The sequence below is a fragment of the Bacillus sp. K2I17 genome (assembly GCF_002209985.1).
Lineage (GTDB): Bacteria > Bacillota > Bacilli > Bacillales > Bacillaceae_G > Bacillus_A > Bacillus_A wiedmannii.
The window spans coordinates 136,999-149,537 of record NZ_NJGF01000005.1; the positions used below are offsets into that span (position 1 = coordinate 136,999).

Below are 12,539 nucleotides of genomic sequence, written 5' to 3' on the forward strand. Positions count from 1 at the left end.
TCAATTATGGTATAATATTCTTGTCACAATACTAAGGGGGATTTTATGTTATCTAAAAAATTGCACGACGCATTAAACGATCAAATGAACTTTGAATTTTACTCTGCCCATGCTTATATGGCAATGGCTGCTTACTGTACAGCTGAGAGCTACGATGGATTCGCTAACTTTTTCCTTGTACAAGCTGAAGAAGAACGTTTCCACGCAATGAAGCTTTACAACTACATTAATGACCGCGGTGAGCGCGCTATTATTACTGGATTTGATAATCCAAATAACAAATACGAATCTGTACTGAACGCTTTTGAAGTGGCACTTGAGCACGAGCGTGAAGTAACGAAGCGTATTTACAACTTATCTGATATCGCTTGGGATGAGCGTGAGCATGCAACAATTACATTCTTAAAATGGTTCGTCGATGAGCAAGTAGAAGAAGAATCTTCATTCGATAGCATCATCCAAAAATTAAAACGTATTACAAGCGATTCAAACGCACTATTTATGCTAGACGCTGAATTAGAGAAACGTACATTTACGCCTCCAACTGAGTAGTATTTCAATCACCTTAATGAATGTATTAAGGTGATTTTTTTATTTTCTCTCTAGCTTAAAATCACCTTAAATTTCCTCATATTTGACATAGCGTCCACTATAAAATGGTATTATTTTCAATATAAAATAATATACGAGGAGAGAAAAAATGAATCAACGTGTAGAAGTTGTTGACGCCATGCGTGGCTTCGCTTTATTTGGTATTTTACTTGTTAATATAACATTAATTCAATTCGGGTTCTTCGCTAATGAAAAACCATCCTATATATTTGGCGGACTCGATAAAGGTGCTAATTTGTTTATTCAATTTTTCGGCACACAAAATTTCATTTCTTTATTCTCTTTTTTATTTGGTCTTAGCATTATTTTGTTACAAAAAAGCATTGTCGCAAAAGGAAAAAAGTTTTCCCCTACATATTTACGTCGTATTCTTATTCTTTTACTACTAGGTTTTATTCACGGCGTGCTCATTTGGTCCGGGGATATTTTATTCTCATATGGCCTCATCGGGATTTTCTTACTGATGTTTATAAACAGAAAGCCAAAAACATTATTAATTTGGGCAACTATTCTACTCGCACTCCTTACACTTATGACTTATTCAACTGACCCAAATGCAAATGTTACTGATTTTGCTCCTTATATTGAAAAAGAACATAAAGTTCATGAGACTGGAAGCTATATGGATCATGTCAACTTTAGGTTAACTGAAAATCCTTTCGAATATATAGGCATTGACGGTTTCTTCGGATTAACCTTTATAACACTTTTTACACTCATTTTCCTATCTCCACTTTTCTTAATCGGTATGTACGTAGGAAAAAAAGGGTGGTTATTTGAGATTGATAAACATATCTCTGCTGTCAAAAGGATCTGGCTTCTTACTGGTATTTTCTCTTTTACAATCAAAATTTCAGCTATGTTCGTCAAACATCCTATTGTACTTATGTTACAAGACGGCCTTACACCAGTAACCATGACCTTCTTTTACGGAAGCACAATTATTTTATTATTCCATTACAAAAAAGCAACCCGTCTACTAACATACATGGCCAATATGGGAAAAATGTCGGTTAGTAATTACTTAGCCCAGTCCATTATCACAACAACAATTTTTTACGCATACGGCTTTGGCTTATTCGGTAAAATAGGATATTTCTTCGGTATTCTTTTAACGATTGGAATCTATACAATTCAATTATTTGTTAGCACATATTGGCTGCGAAAATATCGAATGGGTCCTGTTGAGTATATATGGAGGCTTGGAACTTATTTGGAGAAACCACAATTTAAAAGAGACTTAGATAGAGCAAGTTAAATAAAAAAGCAATGAGCCTACGCTCATTGCTTTTCTTAATTTATTAAAGCATAACCCCAACGATAATCGCTGATAATATACTTACTAACGTTGCACCGTATACAAGTTTTAATCCGAATGAAGATACAACGTTTGCTTGTTTGCCATCGATACTCTTCGTTGCACCTGCGATAATTCCGATTGATGAGAAATTTGCAAATGATACAAGGAAGATAGATAAAATACCTACTGTACGAGCTGATAAATCGCCAGCTACTTTTCCAAGGTCAAGCATTGCAACGAATTCGTTCGTTACTAATTTCGTTGCCATAATTTGTCCTGCCGTTAGCATCTCTGATGTTGGAATACCCATTACGAATGCTAATGGTGAGAAAACGTATCCTAAAATGCTTTGGAATGTGATTCCGAAAATTGAATCGAACACACCGTTAATTGCTGTAATTAATGCTACGAAACCAATTAACATCGCCGCTACTGTTACAGCGATAGAGAAACCAAGCATAATATATTCGCCTAACATTTCAAAGAATGTTTGTTTTTTATCTTCTTGTAATTCTAAAATGTCGTCTTCTTCTTTTACGTCATATGGATTAATAATATGAACGATAATGAATCCACTAAATAAGTTTAATACAAGTGCTGTTACTACATATTTTGGATCAATCATTTTCATGTAAGAACCGACGATTGACATCGATACTGTTGACATGGAAGATGCACAAAGTGTGTATAAACGATTTTTCGGTAATTTGCTTAGTTGATCTTTTACTGTAATGAATACTTCACCTTGACCAACAATTGCAGCTGCTACTGCATTATATGATTCTAGTTTTCCTAAGCCGTTAATTTTACTTAATAGGAAACCGACTGCACGAATGATAATCGGTAATACTTTAATGTGTTGTAAGATCCCAATTAGTACTGCTAAGAAAATAATTGGTAATAATACTGTTAAGAAGAATGGTGCTTGTCCATCATTTGCTAGACCACCAAATACGAAATTAACCCCTGCTTCCGCAAATTTTAAAATAGCTCCAAACCCATCTGCAATCCCTTTTACTAATACAAATCCGACCTTTGTATTTAGTAAGAAATACGCAAGTACCAATTGAATGACAAGCATAAGTGCAATTGGTTTATATTTAATTTTCTTACGATCTGAACTGATAAGGAACCCTAGTACAAATACTACAAGTAAACCGACTAGAAACATTACGATCTTCATATGTGAATCCTCCACTTCTCCCACGAGTTATTGGTCGTATAACGAATGACGTCTGACCATTGATGTTAAAAAAATTTAAAACCCCTAAATATTATTCAACTGTTTTCTAAAATCAGTAAGCGTTTACATAAATTGCAATTTATAAAAGGTAGCTTCTTCTCTCCTACCATACTTGAAAGTCTGAAATTGATACCACCTACAAATCAAATTGTAAGCGTTATCTAATCGAAATGCAATATAAATTTTAAAAGATTTTTATATGTTAATATATTCCTAACTAATTGGTTTTTTCATGCAAATTTACCATAAAAAATAGCCCTAGCTATAAGCTAGGGCCATCTTTGTTTATAACATAACACCAACGATAATCGCTGATAGAATACTTACTAATGTCGCACCGTACACAAGGCGTAGACCGAATGATGATACAACATTTGATTGGTTTTCATCGATACCTTTCGTTGCACCTGCGATAATTCCGATTGATGAGAAGTTCGCAAATGATACAAGGAATACAGAAAGAATACCAACTGTACGAGCTGATAAATCACCAGCTACTTTTCCAAGATCCAGCATCGCAACAAATTCGTTTGATACTAATTTTGTTGCCATAATTTGTCCCGCTGTTACCATCTCTGCTTGCGGGATACCCATTACAAATGCTAATGGTGAGAAAATGTATCCTAAAATAGCTTGGAATGTAATACCGAACATTGAATCAAACAAGCTATTAATTGCTGTAATTAATGCTACGAAACCAAGTAACATTGCCGCTACTGTGATTGCAATCGTGAAACCAAGCATAATATATTCACTTAGCATTTCAAAGAATGACTGTTTTTTCTTATTTTCTAATTTCAGTGTATCTTCTTCTTCTGTAATATCGTACGGGTTAATAATATGAATAATAATGAAACCACTAAATAAATTTAATACAAGTGCTGTTACTACATATTTCGGTTCGATCATTTTCATATAAGAACCTACGATTGACATTGATACTGTCGACATGGAAGATGCACATAATGTATATAAACGATGTTTTGGGATTTTACTTAATTGATCTTTTACTGTAATAAATACTTCCGCTTGCCCAACAATGGCAGCTGCTACTGCGTTATATGATTCTAATTTTCCTAGACCATTTACTTTACTTAGCGCAGTACCAATAGCACGAATAAATATCGGTAAAATTTTAAAGTGTTGCAGAATTCCGATTAAAACGGCAAAGAATACGATTGGTAATAACGCTGTTAAGAAGAATGAAACCTCTCCTTTATTAACAAGACCGCCAAATACGAAAACGATTCCAGCTTCTGCATATCCAAGAAGCGCGCCAAATCCATCTGAAATTCCTTTTACTAAAATATAACCAACTTGCGTGTTTAATAAGAAATAACTTAACGCTAGCTGAATAACAAGCATAATTGCGATTGGTTTATACTTAATCTTCTTTCGATCGGCACTTATAAGAAAACCGAGTACAAATACAACGAGCAATCCTACAAGAAACATAACAAACTTCATTAATAAAATCCTCCATTTAACTCTTCATTAACGTTGAACGTCTGACCACTTGAAATAAGAAATAATCCGAACTTTCCATTTCTCCTCTAAAACCTTCAATCGGATAGGAAAGATCATAAAACCTCTTGTTTCAAAGGCATTTTCCATTCTAACATAAATCACAACTCATATCCGCACTTTTCTTAAAAAAATTACATTTTATTATAAAACGTTCATGAATGTTCGTCTTTTACATTATATAGCGAAACTTTAATCAGTATCATCCCCACTGATTATTAGCCCGTATCAATCGAGAGTTTTACTGTTCACAAATAGCAGGATAAAACAAAAAAATGAGCATCAAGTTTCACTTGATGCTCACCTCATTATACTGCTTTTTCTTTATCAGCTACTGCTGGCTTATCCCAGCACTCTGTATTGTTCAAACCTGGAATAGACTCCGCATAGAATACTGGATCTTTTCCTTGTTTCTTTTGCTTAACGTAATCTGATAATGCCGCGAAAGCGTACTTAGAAAGGAATACAATCGCCACTAAGTTAATAACAGCCATAATCCCCATAAATAAATCTGCTAAATCCCAAACGATTTGAATTGTTGCTACAGATCCTAAAACAACCATACCAAGTACAGCAATACGGTATGCATTTAATAACACTTTACTTCCATTTAAGAATTCAATATTCGTTTCACCATAGTAGTAGTTACCTACTAATGAACTAAATGCAAACAAGAAGATTGCAACTGCTACAAATATAGAAGCCCACGGTCCGATATGTTGACTTAATGCTTGTTGCGTTAATTGAATTCCGTTTAAATCGGCCGCTCCAGGCACATCTGATAATAAAATGATAAATGCTGTACAACTACAAATTAATAATGTATCTGTAAATACCCCTAAAGTTTGAATGAAACCTTGTTTAACTGGGTGCGTTACGTTTGCAGTCGCAGCTGCGTTCGGCGCACTACCCATACCTGCTTCATTTGAGAATAATCCACGTTTTACCCCTAGTAAAATCGCAGCTCCTAATCCCCCACCTACTACTTCTTTAATTCCGAAAGCATGTAAGAAAATTTCTTTAAATACATATGGAATTGCCGTAATGTTTGTTACAACAACGAATAATGCCACTGCTACATATATAATTGCCATTACTGGAACAATCATTTCAACCGCACGTGCAATACGTTTTACTCCGCCGAAGATAATGACTGCAAGTAAACCAGCCATAAACAGACCTACAAACTTACCATCTGTGTTAAATGCTCCATCAAAAGCCGCCGCTACTGTGTTTGACTGCACGGCGTTGAAAATTAATCCGAAACTAACTGTTATTAGAACAGAGAAGACAACTCCTAGCCAGCGTTTCTTTAAACCCTTTTCCATATAATACGCTGGACCACCACGGAATGCATTCCCATCTTTTACTTTATAAATTTGCGCTAATGTGCTCTCTACAAATGCAGAAGCACCCCCAATTACCGCAATTAACCACATCCAAAATACCGCTCCTGGTCCACCTGCTGAGATTGCGATAGCTACACCAGCTAAGTTACCAGTACCTACACGAGAAGCTGTACTCATACAAAAAGCTTGGAACGATGATACACCGCTCTTCTCTTTTTGAGCTTTCCTCGTTTTCGAACTTGCCCCATCCCCAAGCAATCGAATCATTTCACCGAAGTAACGAACTTGGACAAATTTCACACGAAATGAAAAGTAAAGCCCTAACCCAATTAACATCGCAATAATGACATATGACCAAAGGACATTATTTACATCCCCAATTACCTTAGCTAAAAAATCCATAATTGCATTGCCCCCTCTTCCTAACAATAAGAAAATTATATTCTAAAAACTTTTAGTAATCAAGAACTTTATGTTAGGTTTTATAACATGGACGCGTTAAATTTCTTAACATATATGTTTTTTTACGTAAAAATATAACTAGTACGTGCATTTATCCAATACTCAATCACTCATCCCATTCGACCGGTCATACTTTTAAGACAGTGCGTTCTCTACAAATAACGGGAATAATGAACAAACAAAATTATATTAATAATTCCCTCTCACCCTTTTCATCATTTACTACAACAAAAAAGGCGAGCATCGAATTTATCTCGATGCTCACCTTTTCATTACACTGCTTTTTCTTTATCCGTTACCATTGGCTTATCCCAACACTCTGTATTCGTTAAACCAGGAATAGAATCTGCACTGAAGACTGGATCTTTCCCTTGTTTCTTTTGCCTTACATAGTCTGCCAAAGCAGCATATGCAAATCGGCCAAGAAGTGTAATCGCGATTAAGTTTGTGATTACCATTAGTCCCATAAATAAATCCGCCATATTCCATACAACTTGAAGTGTGGCAACAGAACCGAATAGTACCATTCCCACTACCGCAATACGGTAAATCGTTAACCAAGTTTTACTTTGTTTAATGAATTCAATGTTCGTTTCACCATAATAGTAGTTTCCTAGAAGTGAACTGAAAGCGAATAAGAAAATAATAATCGCCAAGAAGCTACTTGCCCACGAACCAATTTGTGAACTTAACGCCACTTGTGTTAATTCAATACCTTCTAAATTTGTTGCTTTATATGCACCAGAACATAGTACGATAAATGCTGTTGATGTACATACTAAAAATGTATCTACTAATACTCCAATTGTTTGAATAAATCCTTGTTTCGCTGGATGTGTTACATCCGCTGTTGCTGCCGCATTCGGTGCACTACCCATACCTGCTTCATTCGCAAATAATCCACGCTGAATACCATATTTCATCGCAGCACCAATACCGCCACCTACAGCTGAATCTAAACCGAATGCACCTTTAAAGATTTCTGTAAACATGTCCGGTATTAAATAATAATTTTTAATAACAACGAAAACTGCTACTGCAATATAAATAAGTGCCATTGGCGGAACGATCATTTCAGACATACGCGCGATACTTTTCACGCCACCAAAAATAATAACCGCAACTAATACTGCTAATACAATCCCAACAACGTAACGCTCAATACCAAAAGCATTTTTAAATGCTAATGTAACTGTATTTGCTTGTACGGAGTTGAAAATTAATCCGTAACTAATTGTAATAAGGATAGAGAACCAAATTCCCATCCAACGTTTATTTAAACCTTTTTCCATATAATAAGCAGGACCACCACGGAAGCCACTGCCATCTTTTATTTTATAAATTTGTGCAAGCGTACTTTCCACGAAACTTGAAGACGCTCCGACAATCGCAATAACCCACATCCAAAATACCGCTCCAGGTCCTCCCATAGAAATAGCTAACGCTACACCGGCTAAGTTCCCGATTCCAATACGAGCTGCTGAACTCATACAGAACGCTTGGAAAGAAGATACACTACCTTTTTTACGCGTCTTTCCAGTTAATCCATCACTCATTAATCGAACCATTTCCCCTAAATGAGTAATTTGTACGAATTTCAATTTAATAGAAAAATAAAGACCTAAACCAATTAACATTGCAATAAGAATATATGACCAAAGAATTGTATTCGTTGATGAAACAAATTGCTCTAAAATATTCATACAATTAACCCCCTCCTTTTCTCCATAAAACGAATTATATTTAAAAAACATTTAAAAATCAACATTTTTCGACAATTTGCAATTTCCAAATATTAGCCAGACACGAAGTAACAATATCTTTATGACTCTCCTCCCTCTAACTGTGCATACTAAAATAAATAGTAAATCTACAAACTATCCCATTGACAAAAACACCAACCTGTAACTATAATGATTACATCAGGTTGTAACAAACCTTATTACAACGAATTCATTTACTTTCAGATATACACTTTAACAAAACACTTTGGAGGGATTTATTATGAAAATCGGAATCATCGGAGCAACTGGTAAAGCAGGAAGTCGTATTTTAAAAGAAGCATTAGATCGCGGACATGAAGTAACTGCAATCGTAAGAAACGCTGCAAAAATTACAGAAGAAAATATAAAAGTTTTAGAGAAAGATGTATTCGCTCTTACATCTAATGACCTACAAGCATTTGATGTAGTTGTAAATGCATTCGGCGCTCCAGCAGGAGAAGAACATCTTCACGTAGATGCAGGAAACGTACTAATTGAAGCTATGAAAGGTGCACCTAACACAAAATTACTTGTAGTTGGCGGCGCTGGAAGCTTATTTGTAGACGAAGAGAAAACAACGCGTGTATTTGATACGCCAGGTTTCCCAAATGAATACCTTGCAACAGCTCAAAACCAAGGTAAAAACTTAGAAATTCTGCAACAAACAAACGATATTACCTGGACATTCATCAGCCCTTCTGCACTATTCGCATTAGGAAAACGTACTGGTTCTTATACAGCTGGACAAGACAATCTTCTTGTTAACGCAAAAGGTGATAGCTACGTAAGTTACGAAGACTTCGCAGTTGCAGCACTTGATGAAATCGAAAATCCAAAACACGTAAACGAACGCTTCACAGTAGTTTCTGAAGCTGAGTAATAAAAAAAGCTCGTAAAACATAATGTTTTACGAGCTTTTTTTATTATTGCACTTGTTCTAAGCCATTTGGAGTAATCTTGAAGGAAATTTCTTTAAACTTTTTCTTATCTCCTTTTCCAACTAACTCACTATTTTTGTACCAAATTAAACGACCTGACTCGGCATGATACACTTTCACTACATCTCCATACTGGAATGAAGTTCCATTTACTTGTTCAGCAAAATTCTTTGAAGTTTCTTGCCCTTCTGCTGTTACATGTTTTTTCTCCATTCCGTTTTGATCATATAGCGTAATTCCCATATATAATTCATTTTTAAAGTAGCTATGAATTTGTTCATTTGTATACGTCACATGTAATTTCTGATCGTCATGATTTACCGTTACAATAGAACGGATAACGTCACTAAGCCCTTGGTATACAAGACTGTCTCCATACGTTACTTCTAATGGTACTTCTGTTACTTTCTTATTTCCAAATCGATCTTTCGTTTCTACTTTCACTTGTTGTTCACCGATTTTTGATGTATTTGGTTTTTCTACAAATCCAACTACTTCTCCATCTTTCACGTCAACAAAGTTTTTTGCGTCTAACTTCTCAATATCTGTTCCGACTACTACTTGTTGCGGTTTCGCTGTTACTTCTTGCAACATATCCATTCTCTCAAAGCCTTTTTCTGTCACTTTGAAGAATAGTTCTTTTGCCCCTTTTTTCTCACCTTGACCAGTAAGGGTATTATTTTGATACCATTTCAAACGATCCGGTTCTACGTGGAATACTTTTACTACATCTCCATACTCGAATTGCATACCATTCACTTGCTTCGCAAAGTTCTCTGATGTTTCTTGTCCCTCTGCTGTTACATGTTTTTTCTCTTTTCCATCTCGATCGTATAACGTGATACCCATGTATAGCTCTTTATTAAAATACTCATGAATCTCGCTATCCATATCAGTCACATGGAATTTCTTCTCTTCGTGCTTTAAAGTTACAATTGAAGCAATATCATCGCCATATCCTGCGTATACAATACTATCTCCATAAACTACTTCTACAGGTACCTCTGTCACTTGCTTATTCCCAAAACGATCTTTCGTTTCTACTTTTACTTTTTGTTCACCGATTTTTGTTGTATTTGGTTTCTCTACAAACCCAACCACTTCTCCATCTTTTACTTGTACGAATTCTTTCGGATCTAGTTTGTCTACATCCATTCCAACTACTACTTTTTGTGGTTTCGCCGTCACTTCTTGTAAACTATCTTTTAATTCGAACCCTTGCGGAGTAATTTTAAAGAATTTTTCTTTTTTATTTTTAGCTTTCCCTTGATCTGCAAGTTTATTATTTTGGTACCATTTCAGACGGCTTGGTTCTGCATGGAATACTTTCACTACATCTCCATATTCAAAATCCACTCCATTTAGTTCAGCAAATCTTTTTCCAGTTTCTTGCCCTTCTGCTGATACACGTTTCTTTTCAATTCCATTTCGATCATATACTGTCAAACCCATATATGCTTCTTTTTCAAAACGGTAATGTATTTTATTACTAGTAAAGTTTACATTTAATTCTTTTTCATTGTGACGAAGCGTCACTGTTGACATTACATCATTTGAAATTCCTTGAAAAATGATACTGTCACCATAAATACCATTAACTTGAACAGGAATTGAATTTTTATTTCCCTTCTCATCCTCAATTTCTACTAACACTTCCTGTTTTCCAGCGTCTAATTTAGACCATATAATCTTACCTGTTACTTTTACATTCTCACCTAAATTTTGAACAAGTTTACCCGCTTTTTCTTCATCAAAATTCGTACCAACTACAAGGTTTTGTACCTCATTAGCAGGTTCACCATACGGAACTTTATACGGTTCAACTTGCTTCTCGCGAATATCATTACTATCTGTAGCTTTCCATATTTCTTTTTCTAATTTAGGTAAATTTAATTTTTCTATTTTTTCTCTAGTCTCATCACTTGGAGTTAATCCCCATTCTTTAAAGAATGGAACTAAATTTTGTCCTGCCACTTTTGATGTCATATAAACAAACATTTGCTTTTTCTCTTCATCAGAAGTAGGCATTTCCTCTTCAGATAACAAGCGATACGCTTGATGCAATGTAGGATAAAAATCTTCCCCATAAACGATATTTAATTGCCAAAACATCGTAAGCGGATCAATTTCATCAATTACTCTTTCGGCAATAGGTCTTTCTAAATACTCAAATGATTTTTCATAATGTTCTTCCATGTCTAGTTTATTCCCTAATGCTTTTTGTACTGCTAAAGAATAAATGTTGACTGTTACTTCCCCAACAGCATCCCAGTCCCACGGCCTTTGTTGATGTAAATGTCCAACTTCATGCCATGGTCCCCAACCATCCTTTTCAAGTACTTCTAAATCCAATACTCTATTCATTACTTTTGGGATATATGCTGTACGATAATCTGTTGCAAACATATAATCATCTTCATCCGGATTCCGTTTTTCAACAAACTGAACGTAATGATTTGGAGATTTTGCGACTCCAATACCGTCCTCAGATAATCCTGCTACTGCATTTTCCAAACGAATAATCTTATCATGTAATTTCATTAACTTTGTTGGATCTGTATCGTTCATATGATCTTGAACAGCATTATAACTCGCAGTAATTAAACTTCTCTCCCCTTTTAATTCAACTGCATAAGGATCCTTATATTTCTTCAACATTTCATCAAAATCTTTTTTCGTATGCTTACCTAAAATAAACAAAGGAAAATGGCTACCACCATTCGTAACAGAAGCCGTTACCTCACCTTCGTCGTTCATATTGTAAAAATATAAAATACCACCATTTGGTGATGAAATAACATTTTTACCAGGTTTTAAATCAAACTTTTCAGGGGCCTTTTCATCATATGATCTCGTTCCCATAAAAGCTTGAATAGACTGCGTTCCTTTTATTTCAATTGTAATCTCTTCGTTTGGCGCTGCATAAATTCCAGTCGGTTCGTTAACCGAAAGGTGAAAACTTACTTTTAAGCGTTTCGTTTCCTTTTCTATATCACCTTTTCCAGGTACATGAAACGTCCTTTGCTCAAACTTATTCTCTTTAACCTCTTCTAATTTTCCACCTTTATTTTCTTCCAAAGGTGCTGCATATCCTTTCGATGCTTCGAAAGCTACTGGCGATAATAATGTAGATATACATATCCCAGCCACTAATACCCTACTACTCTTTTTCTTCGACATAATCTGTGTCCCCTGTTCCTTTATTTAGAGAAACCATCCTATGTATATTCATCTAATAAGAAATCCTATTATTTTTATAAAAACATTTAGTGAATAGACTAACACCTCGCGCACCTGTATCATTTACTACCGCATCTCTCTCCATGTATTCGCTTTCTTATATTATAA

Annotated in this window: 8 protein-coding genes; 3 read left to right on the forward strand and 5 right to left on the reverse strand. The window is 35.2% G+C overall.

The window, feature by feature from the left end; translation table 11 throughout:
• The first annotated feature begins 45 nt into the window (after positions 1–45).
• Both CER22_RS08760 and CER22_RS08765 read left to right on the forward strand, forming a co-directional pair.
• Positions 46–552: a ferritin gene (locus CER22_RS08760; RefSeq protein WP_088608577.1), complete on the forward strand. Its 507-nt coding sequence runs from the start codon at positions 46–48 to the stop codon at positions 550–552.
• 148 nt (positions 553–700) lie between these two features.
• Positions 701–1,870 carry a DUF418 domain-containing protein gene (locus CER22_RS08765; RefSeq protein ID WP_088608578.1) on the forward strand — a complete coding sequence of 390 codons (1,170 nt, stop codon included), beginning with the start codon at positions 701–703 and terminating at the stop codon, positions 1,868–1,870.
• Positions 1,871–1,913: 43 nt separating this feature from the next.
• Here CER22_RS08765 and CER22_RS08770 read toward each other — a convergent pair whose 3' ends face one another.
• The 4 genes from CER22_RS08770 to CER22_RS08785 all read right to left on the reverse strand — a co-directional run bounded on the left by CER22_RS08770 (position 1,914) and on the right by CER22_RS08785 (position 8,193).
• Positions 1,914–3,095, reverse strand: a complete 1,182-nt coding sequence (locus tag CER22_RS08770; protein ID WP_046960038.1) for a NupC/NupG family nucleoside CNT transporter — start codon at positions 3,093–3,095, stop codon at positions 1,914–1,916.
• A gap of 345 nt (positions 3,096–3,440) precedes the next feature.
• The gene (locus tag CER22_RS08775) at positions 3,441–4,622 is read right to left on the reverse strand and encodes a NupC/NupG family nucleoside CNT transporter (RefSeq protein WP_000673848.1); all 1,182 of its coding nucleotides are present in this window, start codon (positions 4,620–4,622) and stop codon (positions 3,441–3,443) included.
• A gap of 365 nt (positions 4,623–4,987) precedes the next feature.
• A complete protein-coding gene (locus CER22_RS08780; protein WP_088608579.1) occupies positions 4,988–6,430 on the reverse strand; it encodes an alanine/glycine:cation symporter family protein in 1,443 nt (480 codons plus the stop codon).
• Between the two features lie 332 nt (positions 6,431–6,762).
• The gene (locus CER22_RS08785) at positions 6,763–8,193 is read right to left on the reverse strand and encodes an alanine/glycine:cation symporter family protein (protein WP_088608580.1); all 1,431 of its coding nucleotides are present in this window, start codon (positions 8,191–8,193) and stop codon (positions 6,763–6,765) included.
• Between the two features lie 301 nt (positions 8,194–8,494).
• On the opposite strand from CER22_RS08785, the gene CER22_RS08790 reads away from it, so the two are divergent.
• Positions 8,495–9,133 (forward strand): NAD(P)-dependent oxidoreductase, encoded by a 639-nt coding sequence (locus CER22_RS08790; protein ID WP_048542416.1) that lies wholly within the window; start codon positions 8,495–8,497, stop codon positions 9,131–9,133.
• Positions 9,134–9,176: 43 nt separating this feature from the next.
• Here the strand turns inward: CER22_RS08790 and CER22_RS08795 are convergent, their stop codons facing one another.
• The gene (locus CER22_RS08795) at positions 9,177–12,371 is read right to left on the reverse strand and encodes a putative mucin/carbohydrate-binding domain-containing protein (RefSeq protein WP_088608581.1); all 3,195 of its coding nucleotides are present in this window, start codon (positions 12,369–12,371) and stop codon (positions 9,177–9,179) included.
• Between the last annotated feature and the right edge of the window lie 168 nt (positions 12,372–12,539).